The sequence below is a fragment of the Aeromonas sp. FDAARGOS 1406 genome (genome assembly GCF_019048565.1).
In the GTDB taxonomy this organism is placed as follows: domain Bacteria; phylum Pseudomonadota; class Gammaproteobacteria; order Enterobacterales; family Aeromonadaceae; genus Aeromonas; species Aeromonas caviae.
Genome location: NZ_CP077378.1, coordinates 453,899 through 468,042, shown reverse-complemented (window position 1 = coordinate 468,042; position 14,144 = coordinate 453,899). Strand labels below are relative to the sequence as shown.

14 protein-coding genes are annotated in these 14,144 nt (G+C 63.3%); 9 read left to right on the top strand and 5 right to left on the bottom strand.

Going from position 1 to position 14,144, the window contains the following annotated elements; all coding sequences use genetic code 11:
• Positions 1-68: 68 nt before the first annotated feature.
• The 5 genes from tsaB to rnd all read left to right on the top strand — a co-directional run bounded on the left by tsaB (position 69) and on the right by rnd (position 5,281).
• Positions 69-770 (top strand): tRNA (adenosine(37)-N6)-threonylcarbamoyltransferase complex dimerization subunit type 1 TsaB, encoded by a 702-nt coding sequence (gene tsaB, locus I6L36_RS02175; protein ID WP_053288209.1) that lies wholly within the window; start codon positions 69-71, stop codon positions 768-770.
• 50 nt (positions 771-820) lie between these two features.
• Positions 821-1,336: a Slp family lipoprotein gene (locus I6L36_RS02170; protein WP_053288208.1), complete on the top strand. Its 516-nt coding sequence runs from the start codon at positions 821-823 to the stop codon at positions 1,334-1,336.
• Between the two features lie 9 nt (positions 1,337-1,345).
• Positions 1,346-2,197 carry an alpha/beta fold hydrolase gene (locus tag I6L36_RS02165; RefSeq protein WP_109112466.1) on the top strand — a complete coding sequence of 284 codons (852 nt, stop codon included), beginning with the start codon at positions 1,346-1,348 and terminating at the stop codon, positions 2,195-2,197.
• A 196-nt stretch (positions 2,198-2,393) separates the two neighbouring features.
• On the top strand, positions 2,394-4,070 hold the full coding sequence (gene fadD / locus I6L36_RS02160) for a long-chain-fatty-acid--CoA ligase FadD (RefSeq protein ID WP_010674700.1): 1,677 nt from the start codon (positions 2,394-2,396) through the stop codon (positions 4,068-4,070).
• 98 nt (positions 4,071-4,168) lie between these two features.
• Positions 4,169-5,281: a ribonuclease D gene (rnd, locus tag I6L36_RS02155; RefSeq protein ID WP_042865294.1), complete on the top strand. Its 1,113-nt coding sequence runs from the start codon at positions 4,169-4,171 to the stop codon at positions 5,279-5,281.
• 157 nt (positions 5,282-5,438) lie between these two features.
• On the opposite strand, the gene I6L36_RS02150 is transcribed toward rnd, so the two are convergent.
• The 4 genes from I6L36_RS02150 to dusC form a co-directional block, all read right to left on the bottom strand.
• A complete protein-coding gene (locus tag I6L36_RS02150) occupies positions 5,439-5,807 on the bottom strand; it encodes a TraR/DksA C4-type zinc finger protein (protein ID WP_109112465.1) in 369 nt (122 codons plus the stop codon).
• Positions 5,808-5,888: 81 nt separating this feature from the next.
• Positions 5,889-6,854, bottom strand: a complete 966-nt coding sequence (locus I6L36_RS02145; protein WP_053288206.1) for a DMT family transporter — start codon at positions 6,852-6,854, stop codon at positions 5,889-5,891.
• Between the two features lie 74 nt (positions 6,855-6,928).
• A complete protein-coding gene (locus I6L36_RS02140) occupies positions 6,929-7,756 on the bottom strand; it encodes an AraC family transcriptional regulator (RefSeq protein ID WP_109112464.1) in 828 nt (275 codons plus the stop codon).
• 56 nt (positions 7,757-7,812) lie between these two features.
• Complete coding sequence (dusC, locus tag I6L36_RS02135; RefSeq protein ID WP_103243143.1) at positions 7,813-8,757, bottom strand: tRNA dihydrouridine(16) synthase DusC; 945 nt, start codon at positions 8,755-8,757, stop codon at positions 7,813-7,815.
• 176 nt (positions 8,758-8,933) lie between these two features.
• Between dusC and I6L36_RS02130 the strand changes: the two genes are divergently transcribed.
• From I6L36_RS02130 to I6L36_RS02115, 4 genes are all read left to right on the top strand, one after another.
• Positions 8,934-9,311, top strand: coding sequence for a YbaN family protein (locus I6L36_RS02130; protein WP_109112463.1), 378 nt, complete (start codon positions 8,934-8,936; stop codon positions 9,309-9,311).
• Between the two features lie 132 nt (positions 9,312-9,443).
• Complete coding sequence (gene apt / locus I6L36_RS02125) at positions 9,444-9,989, top strand: adenine phosphoribosyltransferase (RefSeq protein ID WP_010674707.1); 546 nt, start codon at positions 9,444-9,446, stop codon at positions 9,987-9,989.
• A gap of 177 nt (positions 9,990-10,166) precedes the next feature.
• Positions 10,167-12,647: a DNA polymerase III subunit gamma/tau gene (dnaX, locus tag I6L36_RS02120; RefSeq protein ID WP_109112462.1), complete on the top strand. Its 2,481-nt coding sequence runs from the start codon at positions 10,167-10,169 to the stop codon at positions 12,645-12,647.
• A gap of 123 nt (positions 12,648-12,770) precedes the next feature.
• Positions 12,771-13,100: a YbaB/EbfC family nucleoid-associated protein gene (locus I6L36_RS02115; protein ID WP_005301028.1), complete on the top strand. Its 330-nt coding sequence runs from the start codon at positions 12,771-12,773 to the stop codon at positions 13,098-13,100.
• A gap of 111 nt (positions 13,101-13,211) precedes the next feature.
• On the opposite strand, the gene I6L36_RS02110 is transcribed toward I6L36_RS02115, so the two are convergent.
• Positions 13,212-14,138 (bottom strand): LysR family transcriptional regulator, encoded by a 927-nt coding sequence (locus I6L36_RS02110; RefSeq protein WP_109112461.1) that lies wholly within the window; start codon positions 14,136-14,138, stop codon positions 13,212-13,214.
• Positions 14,139-14,144: the final 6 nt, after the last annotated feature.

Genomic DNA, 14,144 nt, shown 5'->3' with positions numbered 1-14,144 from the left:
GCCATGCATGACGGCAGGCCTTGGCCATGCTGACGATTTAACTGACTGATGTGAAGAGAATAAAAAGAATGGATGAGTTGAAGATCCTGGCCGTGGATACCGCCACCGAAGCCTGCTCCGCAGCCCTCATGGTGGGTGACACCCTCTTTTCCCGCTGGGAAGAGGCGCCCCGTGACCATACCCGCAAGATCCTGCCCATGGTTCAGGCTCTGTTGGATGAAGCCGGTCTATCGTTGGATGAGCTCGACGCCATCGCCTTCGGTCGTGGGCCTGGCTCCTTCACCGGGGTACGGATCGGGATCAGCGTGGCCCAGGGGCTCGCCTTTGGTGCCGGCGTGCCGATGATCGGTGTCTCCACCCTGGCAGCCATGGCCCAGGGGGCCCATAAGCTGGAAGGGGCCGAGCAGGTGCTTGCCGCCATCGATGCGCGCATGGACGAGGTCTATTTCGGCCACTACGCCTTGGTGGACGGGGTGATGACGCTGGTGGGCGAGGAGGTGGTGAGCGAGCCAGCCGCACTGGTGCAGGCCCGTGACAAGCTGACTGGCGCGGTGAGCTGCGTTGGCACCGGTTTTGAAACCTATGGGGAGACCCTGGGCGGCCTGGCAGATGTGCTGATGGCAAGCCAGGTGCGTTTCCCGGCGGCCGCCGACATGCTGCCTCTGGCACGCCAGGCCTGGTTTGCGGGTGAGGCGGTGCCGGTTGAGCAAGCCACCCCTGTCTATCTGCGTGACAAGGTGACCTGGAAGAAACTGCCGGGTCGCGAATAGGCGGCAACGGCTGCCCCGGGCTGCTTTGTCGGACGATGAAGGAGAAACGAATGAGAAAATCCGTGATCATGCTGGGATTGGTGGGGCTGCTGCTGAGCGGTTGCAGCACGGTGCCCAAAGAGCTTGCCTATGAGCCTGCGGATCAGCTGGTGGCCTATCAGCCTACCCTGCAGGGGATGGAAGGCAAGCCGGCCCGCTGGAGCGGTGTCATCTCGGCGGTCCACAACAAGGCGGATCAGAGTGTCATCGAGGTGGTCTATCTGCCCCTCAAGTCCAACGGGGTGCCGGAGCAGACCGAGCAGAGCCCAGGTCGTTTTCTCGCCATCATGCAGGGGTTTGTCGACCCGACCCTCTATGCCAAGGGTCGCAGCCTGACGGTGCTCGGCACCCTCGACAAGCCGGTAGACAGCCAGATTGGCGAGCACAAGTATCGCTTCTCGGTACTCAAGGTGACGGGGAGCAAGCTGTGGCCACCGGTGAAGGAGGTGGAGATCCGATACATGGATCCCTACTTTTACGATCCTTTCTATGATCCCTTCTGGCCCAGACGGCCCCTGAGCCGCTGAGGAGCCCGGATGACGGCGACATTGCAGGAGCGCAGGCTGCGCCTGGCGGACGGGCGGCACATCGCCCTGCTGGACAATGGTCAGGAGGGCAGACCGCTGCTGGTGGCCCTCCATGGCTGGCTCGACAACGGTGCCAGCTTTTTGCCTCTGGCCCCCTGGCTGGGGGCGTTTCATCTGGTCTGCGTCGATCTGCCGGGCCATGGTCACTCCGATCACAAGTCGACTCCCTATGTCTTCGTGGACTGGCTGGATGATCTCTACCAGATCACCCAGGCCGCGGGCTGGCAGCGTTTCATCCTGCTTGGTCACTCTCTGGGGGCGCTGATTGCCTCTGCCTATGCCGGCATCTTTCCCGAGCAAATCGAGCGGCTCATTCTGCTGGAGGGGCTCGGCCCCTTGAGCCAGCCCGACGAGGAGGTACCGGGGCAGCTGCGCCGCGCCATCCTCAACCGCACTCGTACCCGTGAGCGTGCAACCAGTGGATTTGCCACCCTCGAGGAGGCAGTGGCTGCCCGCTGCAAGGTGGCGGACATCCCCCCGAGTGCGGCACGCCTTATCTGCGAGCGACAACTGGAGGCGCGGGAAGGGCGCTGGTATTGGCGCAGTGATCCCCGTCTTCGCGATCTCTCGCCCCTGCGCATGAGCGAGGGGCAGGCCCAGGCCCTGATCCGGGCCATCGTCTGTCCGGTGCTCTTTATCCGGGGAGAGCAGGGCTTCCCCGGGCTCCTGGCACAGTGGCAGTTGCGGGAGGCGGCCTTTGGCCACATTGAACGGGTGACGGTGGCAGGAGGCCATCATTTTCATATGGAAAATTCATCAGAAACCGCCGTTTATATCGAAAACTTCGCTCAAATCCGGTAGGATCGGCGGCTTTGAATCATGTCAGGTTTGCTTTCTCCCTCACATTTCCCGTTGTTAATTCACTGTTAATTGATGTTGCCTTATGTAAATATGTGCGGCATTAGAGCATGAACTTAAAACAACTGATTGAAATGGATGTGACAGGGACGGAGGCAACACAGTGAGCGCACAGGTGCGAGTTATGCAGGAGAAGTTCGTGGAAAGAGTCTGGCTGAAGCGTTATCCAGAAGGGGTGCCCGCCGAGATCAATCCAGACCAATACGGCTCTCTGGTCGAGATGTTTGAAGAGTCGGTGAACCAGTTCGCCGATCAGCCCGCCTTCGTCAACATGGGGCAGACCATTACCTACCGCCGGCTGGAGGAGCAGTCCCGAGCCTTCGCCGCCTACCTGCAAAACGAGCTGAAGCTCGGCAAGGGGGACAGGGTGGCCGTGATGATGCCGAACCTGCTGCAATACCCCATCGCGGTATTCGGCATCCTGCGGGCCGGCATGACGGTGGTGAACGTCAACCCCCTCTATACCCCGCGCGAGCTGGAGCATCAGTTGAAAGACTCCGGCGCCAAGGCCATCGTCATCGTTTCCAACTTCGCCCACACCCTGGAAAAAGTGGTGTATGACACCCCGGTCAAGCACGTGATCCTGACCCGGATGGGTGACAACCTGGGGCTGGCCAAGGGGACCCTGGTCAACTTCGTGGTCAAATACGTCAAGAAGCTGGTGCCCAAGTACAACCTGCCCCATGCCAGCACCATGCGCCAGGCCCTCGCCAAGGGGCGCTACCTGCAGTACATCAAACCCGAGATCAGCAACCAGGACATCGCCTTCCTGCAATACACCGGCGGGACCACCGGCCTCTCCAAGGGGGCCATGCTGACTCATCGCAACATGATCGCCAACGTTGAGCAGTGCCTCGGTGTCTATGGCCCCGTGCTGGAGCGCGGCAAGGAGTTCGTGGTCACGGCGCTGCCGCTCTATCACGTCTTCGCCCTGACGGTAAACTGCCTGCTGTTCATGCGTCTGGGGGGCTACAACCTGCTCATCAGCAACCCCCGCGACATCCCGGGTTTTGTCAAAGAGATCAAGAAGTATCCTTTCACCTGCATCACCGGGGTGAACACCCTGTTCAACGCCCTGGTCAACAACGACGAGTTCAAGGGCATGGATTTTGCCAAGCTCAAGCTCACCATCGGTGGCGGCATGGCGGTGCAACGGGCGGTGGCCGAGCAGTGGAAGGGGCTGACCGGCACCCCGCTGCTGGAGGGCTATGGCCTGACCGAGTGCTCGCCCCTGGTGAGCGTCTGCCCCTATGATCTGGTGGATTACAACGGCTCTATCGGCCTGCCGGTCTGCTCCACCGAGATCCGTCTGGTGGATGACGAGGGGAACCAGGTCACCGAACGGGGTGCCCCCGGCGAGATGCAGGTGCGCGGTCCTCAGGTGATGACCGGCTACTGGCAGCGCCCGGAGGCGACCGCCGAGGTGATGCAGGATGGCTGGCTCTGCACCGGCGACATCGCGGTATGCGACGAGCAGGGCTTCTTCAAGATCGTCGATCGCAAGAAGGACATGATCCTGGTCTCCGGCTTCAACGTCTACCCGAACGAGATAGAAGACGTGGTGGCCCTGCATCCCAAGGTGCTGGAGGTAGCCGCCGTCGGCGTACCCAACCCGGTGTCCGGCGAGCAGGTGAAGATCTTCGTGGTCAAGAAAGATGCAAAGCTGGCGGAAGAGGAGATAATTGCCCACTGCCGCAAACATCTGACTGCCTATAAGGTGCCGAAACTGGTAGAATTTCGCGACGAACTTCCCAAGACCAACGTGGGCAAGATCCTGCGCCGCGTGCTGCGCGACGAGGAGATTGCCAAGCAGTAACCGGCATGCACTGCTTTGCAGTCCAGCGCTGTCGTTATGCAAAACCGTGGGACATCCACGGTTTTTTCTTTCTGGATCCGACCAACGTGCAGGCAACGATGCAATATCAACTCATTTCACAGCAAGCCGAACTGGATCAGTATCTCGCTTCTCTGGCCGACGTTCCCCTGGCCATCGATACCGAATTCGTTCGCACCCGTACCTACTATCCCCAGCTCGGTCTGTTCCAGATCTACGATGGCAAGCAGCTTGCCCTGCTCGATCCCCTGACCCTGGAGCTCTCCGGTTTGTGGCAGCGCCTCGGTCGGGCCGGACAGATTGCCATCCTGCACGCCTCCGGTGAGGATCTGGAACTCATCCAGCATCAAGCGGGTCACCTGCCCAACCAGATGCACGATACCCAGCTGGCGGCAGCCTTCCTGGGTCATGGCGTGTCGGTGGGGTTTGGCGCCTTGGTCAACGAATTCCTCGGGGTCGAGCTTGAGAAGGATCAGGCCCGTACCGACTGGCTGGCGCGCCCCCTTACCCCTCGTCAGCTGGAATATGCCGCGGCGGATGTCTTCTACCTCATGCCCCTCTACGAGAAGGTGATGGCCAGACTGCGCGAGAGCGGCAAGTTCCCCTGGTTCGAACAGGAGTGCCAGAACCACTCCGCCCGCAAGACCCAGGGCAGCGATCCCCGTCAGGCCTACCTCGAGATAGTCAACGCCTGGCAACTGGGTCGCCGTGAGCTGGCCATCCTGCGCGAGCTGGCCGCCTGGCGCCAGCAGGAAGCGGTACGCCGGGATCTCGCCCTCAACTTCGTGGTCAAAGAGCTGCACCTGTTCAAGGTGGCGGAGCGTCGTCCCGCTTCGCTGCGGGATCTCAACGAGCTGGGCCTCTCGCCCATCGAGATCAAGATCCACGGCAAGCGGATGCTGGACATCGTCGCCGCCGCCCAGCAGAGCGACCCTGCTAGCTGGCCCGATCCCATCCGCCGTCTGGTGGACTTCCCCCAGTACAAGGCCGAGCTCAAGCGCATCAAGGCCATGGTGGAGGAGAAGGCCAAGGCCAGCAACATTCCGCCGGAGCTGGTGGCGAGCAAGAAGATCATCCACCAGTACTTCACCTGGAGCTGGCGCATGAGTGCCGAGGAGCGGGCCAGGGCGGACAAGCCCATGCTGCTGCAAGGGTGGCGTCATGAGCTGGTAGGCCACCTGCTGGCCCAGTGACGAGTACGCAGTACGAGAAGGGGAGTCCATGACTCCCCTTTTTCATGCCTGTGCGGCTGCCCCCGGGGTTGCCGGGATCGTCGCGCCAGGGGGTTGGTCATGTTGGGAAGCGAGAAGGGGGGGAGGAGGAAAATGGCGGGCACAAAGGGTGCCCCCATCAGAGTTCGTGAGCGTGGAACCCCTTGCGGTAGCGGGCCTCGCAGCGCGGGCAGCGTTGCAGGGTCGGATCCTGTTCCAGCTGTTCAGGGAGCAGCGGCTCCTCACAATCGGAGCAGAAGCCATAGAGCCCCAGATCCATCTGGCAGAGCGCCGCGTCGAGCCGCTTGAGGCGTGCCACGCTGTGTTCCACTCCGGGCAGATCGAGACGGCTGGTCAGATCAACCAGTTGATCTCGCTCGCAGCGCTCCACCTTCTGTGCCCAGTCATCTTGTCGATAGGCCTTGAGCTGACGGATCAGCTCCTCTCTTGTTTGCGCCCAGTCGGTCAGAAGGCGCTGATGCCATTCGGCCAACCGGGCTTGCGTCACTTCACACACAGCAGCCCCCAAAAACGAGTGATAAAACTCGGCCAGTATAGGGAAACCCGCGGTTTATCAAGATGACATGAATCAAGTTAACCGTGCTTTGACGGGTTTTTCCGGCAGGTGCTGCGGCTTGCCGGTGATGACGTAGAGCACTCCCGCCACCAGACAGACGACACCCACCAGGGTACTCATGGGGGGCATGATCCCCCGCAGCATAAAGGCGTAAAAGAGCCCCGCCAGAGTCTCGAACACGATGAGCGGCCCGACCAGCACGGTCGGCAGGCGCTGGCTCGCTTCGTTCCAGCACAGGGTGCCAAGCCAGGAGCAGAAGAGCCCCACTGCCCCCATCAGCAGCACGAAGCGCAGGGGCGTCGGCCCGAAGGGCAGGGGAAAGTCCGGTGCGCTCAGGGCAAGATGGCCGAGGCTGCCGAGATAGGCAATGAGCGCCACCGGCAGGGTCACCAGCCCCTGGGCGGTGGCCCAGACGGCCGGGCTGCGGCCCGGGTGCTCGCGCAGCCAGCGGGCGTTGCGCAGGGGATACCAGGTCCAGCACAGCACGGCGCCCACCGCCAGGGCGAGCCCAAGCAGTTGTTCGGTGCGCGCCTCGGTGTGCCAGATCAGCTCGGCGCTGTTGACCAGATAGAGGCCGGCCCCCATCAGCACCAGGGACGGGTAGAGCCGGGTGCGGGAGAGGCGACCGTCCCGTGCGCCATAGAGGCGGTTGGCAGCCAGGGCCGTCACCACCGGCAGGGTGCCGATAAACATGGCCGCCAGGGGCGAACCGATGCGCAAGATGGCCCCCGACAGGCAGAAGTAGTAAAGGAGGTTCCCCACCAGAGTGAGGGCGAGGGCCTCTCGCCAGTCGCTGGCCGAGAGGGCCGCCAGGTGTTTGCGGGCCTGCCAGGCGAGCGGCAGTACGATGAGGCCGAAGGCGAGGTAGCGGCCGCTCGCGAGCAGGGAGGGGGGATAGCCGTCCACCAAGAGGGGGGCGACGAAGATGAGCCCCCACATCAGGCCGGCCAGCAGGGCAAACAGGACTCCGATCAACATGTTTCATATCCGGTAAAGAAGAAGGAGGCCAGCCTAGCAGGGGGGAAGGGGGGCGTATTGAACCAGATTGCGCTTTAGCGGCCAGCCTGCACCTGTTTCTGGTAGCGGACCGGGGTGGTGCCATAGCGGCGCAGGAAGGCACGGTTGAGGTGGGACTGATCGGCCAGACCACAGGCGGAGGCCACCTCGGCAGCGGGCAGGCCTGCGGCCAGCCAGCCCTTGGCGCGCTGCAGGCGGATGGCCATCAACATCTGCTGGGGAGTGACGTGAAAGCGGGCCTTGAAGCTGCGCTGGAAGTGGTAGGGGCTGAGGTTCACTGCACCGGCCAGCTCGGCCAGGGTAATGGGGCGAGCGAAACAGGCCTGCATATAGTCGATGGCGCGGCCCAGAGGGTGGGCCGCTTCGCGCGGGGCCGCCAGGGCCCGGGCATGGGGGCGCAAGGTCTCGCACACCCTCAGCAGCAGGCCGTCGGCGGCGAGCTCGCTGTCACAGTGCCAGAGGGCATCCAGGGCCGCCTGCAGGACGGGGGCAGTGCGCGGATCGCTTCGCACGGCATCGGTGAAATACCAGTCGCGCTCGCCGCTGATGGCCTCGAGCCGGTCGGCGGGCAGGTAGAGCATGCGATAGCGCCACCCCTGCTCGCAGGCTGACTCGCCCGTGTGCAGCTCATCGGGGTTCATCAGCACTAGGCTGCCGGGACCGGCCAGGAGCTGGCTGCCGCGATAGCGAAAGCGCTCGGCACCGCACTCGATGACACCGAGGCCAAACCCCTCGTGACTATGGGGATCGAAGATGTGGTGCTGGATGTGGGCGCGATAGAGCTCGGTCGCAGGCTGCCCCGGCAGGGCGCGAAAATCGGCCCTGTCGTGCTGATGGGTAAAGTTGACCGGCACTCCCTGCATCCTGACCTCCTGTCAATGAGCCTTCATCATAGGGCGCCGCGGGGCGGCGGCCAAGTCTAGGCCTGTGAGGCGCACTCGCGCTCAAGGGCGGTGCGGATCTCCTCTGCGGTCTTGATGGTGCGGATGCGACGAAACAGCTCGTCGGCCTGGGGGTATTCCCGCACTATGTAGGAGAACCACTGCTTGATGCGACTGGGGTAGTAGTCGGCCTTGTCGCTCGCCAGATCCTGCTCGGTGTAGGTCACCATCAGTTGCAGTACCTCGGCCCAGCTCATGTGGGCACACCCCGTCTTCATCACGTTGGCTAGGTTGGGCAGGGAGATGGCGCCCCGGCCCACCATGAGGGCATCGCAACCGGACACCCGGGCACAGGTCAGGGCATCGGCATGGTTCCAGATCTCGCCGTTGGCGGTGACGGGGATGGGCAGGGCGCGGCGGATGGCGTCCACGTACTCCCAGTGGGCCGGCGCCTTGTAGCCTTCGCGCTTGGTGCGGGCATGCACCGCCAGCTCGTTGGCCCCCCCCTGATAGACGGCCTGGGCGTTGTCCAGATAGAGATCCTTGTCATCGTATCCCAGGCGGATCTTGGCGCTCACCGGCAGGTGGGCAGGCACGGCCTCCCGCACCGCCTTGACGATGCGATAGACGGTCTCGGGCTCCTTGAGCAGCACGGCGCCCCCCTTGCTCTTGTTGACCGTGGGGGCAGGGCAGCCGAAGTTGAGATCAACCCCGGGAGAGCCGAGCTCGATGGCCCGGATGGCATTTTCTGCCAGCCACTCCGGATGCTGTCCCAGCAGTTGCACCCGTACCGGGGTCCCTGCACGGGTCTTGCCATCCTGTTTCAGCTCTGGGCAGAGGCGATGGAAGACCTTGGCGGGCAGCAGTTGATCGACCACCCGGATGAATTCACTGACGCAGAGGTCGTAATCATTGACGGAGGTGAGGACCTCCCGCATCAGGTGATCCAGCACCCCCTGCATAGGGGCCAAAATAACGCGCATAGCTGCTTCCGAAGACAAGGGGAGAAAAAAGAGCGCAGATTGTAGTGGCAATCGCCGGGATTGTCAGCCGTCTGCCCACTCGATGGCCCCCATCGACGGCCGCAGACTGGGCCAGGCTGTCAGCTTCCGGGCCAACTCTGTTAGGCTAAAGGCAGAGAAACACTAGAGGAGTACCCATGAAACGCTGGTGTCTGATGGCCCTGGGCTGGCTTGCCTTCGCCACCGGGATAGTCGGGATAGTCCTGCCCCTGCTGCCGACAACCCCCTTCATGTTGCTGGCGGCGGCGCTGTTTGCGCGCTCCTCCCCCCGCTTTCATGGCTGGTTGCTGGCGCATCCCTGGTTTGGCCCCCCCATCCTCGACTGGCAGCAGTATCGCGGCATTCGCCGCCACACCAGACGCCGCGCCATCATCTTCATCCTGATCTCGTTCTCGGTATCGCTGCTGGTGGTGCCGTTGCCCTGGGTGAGGTGGCTGCTGGTTGTCATAATGGTGATCCTGCTCACCTGGTTGATGCGTCTGCCGGTGCTGGAGCCGGTTGCAATGAAGAAGTGAAATCCCTAAGCTATCGCGGCAATAATGCTATGGAGTTGGCTCGTCATTTTTGCGTGACGGGCCTTTTTATTGCCCCCAGGCGGAGACCCCGTGCGCCGCCATGGCTGGGCTCAAAAAATAAGCGGTCAAATAATGAATCCGGAAACCCTGAAGTTTATCGAAGCGAGCATCAAGACCATTCCCGACTATCCGAAGCCGGGCATTCTGTTTCGCGACATCACCAGCCTGATCGAGAATGCCGAGGCCTTCAAGGCCACCATCGATCTGCTGGCCGATCATTACCGTGATCAAGGCATCACCAAGATTGTCGGCACCGAGGCCCGTGGCTTCATCTTCGGCGCCCCGGTTGCCTACGCCATGGGGCTGGGGTTCGTGCCGGTGCGCAAGCCGGGCAAGCTGCCCCGCGCCGTCATCGAGGAGTCCTACGCCCTGGAGTACGGCACCGACACCCTGCAACTGCACACCGATGCCATCGTGCCCGGTGACAAGGTGCTGGTGGTGGACGATCTGCTGGCCACCGGCGGCACCGTCGATGCCACCGTCAAGCTCATCCGCCGCGCCGGCGGTGAGGTAGCGGATGCCGCCTTCATCATCTCCCTGCCGTCCCTGGGCGGTGATGCCCGCCTGACCGCCGCCGGCGTCAAGGTTGTCTCTCTGGTGGAACTCGCGGGGGCGTAAATCGCCCCTTCGCGCGGCAGGCCTCGTCACCCTGCTTTCTGCCGCAAACCGGTGCCTGAACGGGCACCGGTTTGAAATTCAAGCGATCCCTCCCAAGGCGGCGCATCCCCCATACAGCCAGCCCTCCATTTGTGTTAGCATCCAGCCTCAATGCCTCGTTTCCCAGCATCGAGATCTATGAGCTATCAGGTTTTGGCGCGCAAATGGCGCCCCCATACGTTTGAACAAGTGGTCGGCCAGCAACATGTGCTGACTGCCCTGACCAATGCCCTGGATCAGGGACGGCTTCACCATGCCTACCTGCTGAGCGGGACCCGCGGCGTGGGCAAGACCACCATCGCCCGCATTCTGGCCAAGAGCCTCAACTGCGAACAGGGGATCAGCAGCCATCCGTGCGGTGTGTGCGATACCTGCCGCGAGATCGATCAGGGCAATTTCGTCGATCTGCTGGAAATCGATGCGGCGTCCCGCACCAAGGTGGAAGACACCCGAGAGCTGCTCGACAACGTGCAGTACCGTCCGGCCCGTGGTCGTTTCAAGGTGTACCTCATCGATGAAGTGCACATGTTGTCGCGCCACAGCTTCAATGCGCTGCTCAAAACCCTGGAAGAGCCGCCCCCCTATGTGAAATTCCTGCTGGCCACCACGGATCCGCAGAAGCTCCCCATCACCATACTGTCGCGCTGCCTGCAGTTTCATCTCAAGAGTCTGGATCAGACCCAGATCGCCAGGCAGCTCGAATGGGTGCTGGACCAGGAGGGTCAACCCTTCGAGCCTCGCGCCCTGCTGGCCCTGGCCAAGGCGGCCGACGGCAGCATGCGCGATGCCCTGAGCCTCACGGATCAGGCGTTGGCCCACGGCAACGGCAGCGTGCGCCTGGAGAGCGTGCTCGCCATGCTGGGGACCCTCGATCATCACCACCTGCACCAGTTGTTGGAGGCAGTGCTGCGCCAGGATGCCCCGGCCACCATGGCCAAGATCACCGAGATTGCTACCCTGGGGCCGGATTTCGACCAGCTTCACGCCGAGCTGGAAGCTTTGCTCCATCGGGTGGCCATGGCGCAACTGCTGCCTGCGAGCGTGCAGGAGCAGGGGGCGGATGCCGATGCCCTGCTGCAGCTTGCCGGAGCCATGAGCCCGGAAGAGGTGCAGCTCTGCTATCAAATCGTGCTGGGGGGGCGCAAGGATCTGCCCTGGGCCCCTGACGGGCGCACCGCACTGGAGATGACCTGTCTGCGGATGCTGGCCTTCTCTCCCCGGCGCGAGGTAGTTCATCCCGCCAATCTGGCAGCCCAGCCTCTCATGACAGGGCACACCGGCGTGATGGCGGCTGCGAGGGAAAACTCGCAGCTCCTGCCGGGAAAGCCCCAGGGGGCTGAGCCGGCCCCGGCTGCCAGCGCAGCACCACAGGCTCCCGCCGCGCCAGCATCTGTCCTTGAGGCCGAGCACGTCGCCCCCGCACCCAAGGCGGAGGAGGGCGCAGTGCTGGATCCGCTCTTTGCCGAGCAGGATGAGCTGCTGCGCGAGGCCGAACGGATGGGTTACGAGGCCGTGGTGCCCGCCAGTCCGCCTGCAGAGCCTGCCTCTGCGCCGTTGGCGACGGATGACGCCGGGCAGACGCAGCAGGTTGAGGCCCAAGGGGAAGACGTCGCCATCTCTTCGACATCCAGCATGCAGAGCCTGCTTGGCAAGCGCAATCTGCTGCGAAGCCGCCTGCGTGGCGAGCAGAGCGCAAACGCCGCGCCTGCCCGGATCACCCCCGTCAAACCGGTGGTCGCGACCAAACCGGCCCCTGCGATGCCTGCCGTCGCGACTTCGCCCCAGGCCGAGGTGCAATCAGCGGCGCGACCCGAGATGCCGGGGCAGGGATCTGCCATGCAAACGGGGTATGACGACCTGCCCCCTCTGGATGCCTATGAAGAGGGAGCCAGTGACTACGAAGAGTATCTGAATCAGGGGTTTGACGAGGGGTTTGCCAGTGCCCCGTTGCCCACGCGGGCAGTGACTTCCGCCCTGGCAGCTCCCGCCACCATGGCTCCTCCTTCGCAGGAGGATCTGCCGCCCTGGGATCTGGGTGCTGACGTCGGCAGCGCGGATGCGGCGGCACCTGCGGTTGTCGCTATGGTGTCTGCCGCGCCTCCAGTGGCCGCCAGCGAGCCTCAGCCCGCCATTGCGTTGATGGAGACCATCGACTGGGATGCCCTGGAGAGCGACACCCAGCCCGAAGAGGAGGGGGAGGTCGCCCGTCTGATCCCCTCGTCCTTGCTGGTCAATTGCGGGGACACCTGGGCCGAGCTTATCGCCCGCACCGGGGTGGGTGGTCGGTTGCGCCAGCTCGCCATCAATGCGGTGATGACCCGGGAAGGCAATCGGGTCTCCCTGCTGCTCAAACCCGAGCAGCGCCATCTGGTGAGCGACAAGGCCCGCGCCGATCTGGCCGAGATCATCGGTCCCGAGCTGGGCGGCCCGGTTCACATCGATGTGACCCTGGGCTCGGATCCCGCGCGGGAGACGCCGCTCGAGATAGAGCACCGTCTCTATCTCGGGGTGCGTGAACAGGTGAGCCGGGATCTGGCGGCGGATCCCAACGTACAATTCTTGCAGCAGCGTTTCGGCGCCGTGCTCCATCCCGAGAGCATCGAACCCCTGAGTCGCTGAATTGCGGTGAAAAAACCGTGCCGGGTTTGTCCCCGGTTGAAAAGACCTTTGGCTGCCCCCACTTAGGGCAGATGAACCCACAGCCCGGCGCTGGATGCCGGATTTCAAGACGAGAGACGATCTATGTTTGGTAAAGGTGGAATGGGTAACCTGATGAAACAGGCCCAACAGATGCAAGAGCGCATGCAGAAGATGCAAGAGCAGCTGGCCCAGATGGAAGTGGTCGGCGAGGCGGGCGCAGGCATGGTCAAGGTGACCATGGCCGGCAGCCACAGCGTGCGTCGTATCGAGATCGATCCCAGCCTGATGGAAGATGACAAGGAGATGCTGGAAGATCTGGTGGCCGCCGCCGTCAATGACGCCGTGCGCCGCGTGGAAGAGCAGAACAAGGCCAAGATGGGCGAGCTGACCGGCGGCATGCAACTGCCCCCGGGCTTCAAAATGCCCTTCTGAGGATACTGCCCGTATCCGTTTCCCCTCCTCTGGGAAGGGGAAAAATAAAAAGGCCAGAGCCAAGCTCTGGCCTTTTGCATGTCGGCACCCCCGGGAACGGCCATGCACAGATCATGGCGGGGGCGGCGCACTTGCCTGCCCCAGGTGGGAGAAGCCCTCGACCAGATGATCGATGAGGGCGCGGATGGCAGGCAGCAGACCGCGGCGTGAGGGGAAGACCGCGTGGATCACCTCCTGGCGCGGTGCCCAGTCGGGGAGCAGACGCACCAGCCGGCCATCGGCCAGGGGCTCATCCATCATCATGGTGGGCAGTTGCACGACCCCGAGCCCGTCGATCGCCCCCTGACGCAATGTCTGCATGTCGGTGGTGGCAAAGCGGGGGCTGTGGCGCTGTTTGACTCTGGACTCATTGGGGCCCAGCAGGGTCCAGTGATGGCCTTCCAGGCTGGCGCCGTGACCGAGGCTCGGCCATGACAGCAGATCTGCGGGGGCCCGGGGTATGCCGAGTGACGTGACAAGGGCCGGGCTTGCCACCAGACACTGGGTCGCATAACCCAGCACCCGCATGGCGAGATCGCTGTCCTCCAGGGGCAGTGGTCGCACCCTGAGCGCCATGTCCAACCCCTCCGCGACCAGATCCACCGCCCGGTTGACCCCGACGAGCTGCACCTTGACGCTGGGATGGGCCAGGGCGAACGAGACCAGCATCCTCCCTACGTGGGCGTGCAGCAGATCGATGGGGCAGGCGATGCGCACCAGACCGCAAGGCTCGCTCTGGGTCGCGGCGATGAGATCCTGCGCCGCATCGGCTTCCACCAGCATGGCCCGGCAACGGGTGTAATAAGCCTGACCGAGTTCGGTGACGGTGAAGCTGCGGGTGGAACGCTGGATAAGACGCACCCCGAGTCGCTCCTCCAGCATGGCGATGCGGCGGCTGAGCCTGGATTTGGGCATGCCGAGGGCCCTGCCGGCCTGGGCAAAGCCCCCGTGATCCACCACCTGGACATAGAAATAGAGGTCGTTGAGATCCTGTTGCATGGGGTT

Coding starts and splice junctions, on each gene's coding strand:
- tsaB (WP_053288209.1), top strand. CDS start 69: ATGGATGAGTTGAAGATCCTGGCCGTGGATACCGCCACCGAAGCCTGC.
- I6L36_RS02170 (WP_053288208.1), top strand. CDS start 821: ATGAGAAAATCCGTGATCATGCTGGGATTGGTGGGGCTGCTGCTGAGC.
- I6L36_RS02165 (WP_109112466.1), top strand. CDS start 1,346: ATGACGGCGACATTGCAGGAGCGCAGGCTGCGCCTGGCGGACGGGCGG.
- rnd (WP_042865294.1), top strand. CDS start 4,169: ATGCAATATCAACTCATTTCACAGCAAGCCGAACTGGATCAGTATCTC.
- I6L36_RS02145 (WP_053288206.1), bottom strand. CDS start 6,854: ATGTTGATCGGAGTCCTGTTTGCCCTGCTGGCCGGCCTGATGTGGGGG.
- I6L36_RS02140 (WP_109112464.1), bottom strand. CDS start 7,756: ATGCAGGGAGTGCCGGTCAACTTTACCCATCAGCACGACAGGGCCGAT.
- dusC (WP_103243143.1), bottom strand. CDS start 8,757: ATGCGCGTTATTTTGGCCCCTATGCAGGGGGTGCTGGATCACCTGATG.
- I6L36_RS02130 (WP_109112463.1), top strand. CDS start 8,934: ATGAAACGCTGGTGTCTGATGGCCCTGGGCTGGCTTGCCTTCGCCACC.
- apt (WP_010674707.1), top strand. CDS start 9,444: ATGAATCCGGAAACCCTGAAGTTTATCGAAGCGAGCATCAAGACCATT.
- dnaX (WP_109112462.1), top strand. CDS start 10,167: ATGAGCTATCAGGTTTTGGCGCGCAAATGGCGCCCCCATACGTTTGAA.
- I6L36_RS02115 (WP_005301028.1), top strand. CDS start 12,771: ATGTTTGGTAAAGGTGGAATGGGTAACCTGATGAAACAGGCCCAACAG.
- I6L36_RS02110 (WP_109112461.1), bottom strand. CDS start 14,138: ATGCAACAGGATCTCAACGACCTCTATTTCTATGTCCAGGTGGTGGAT.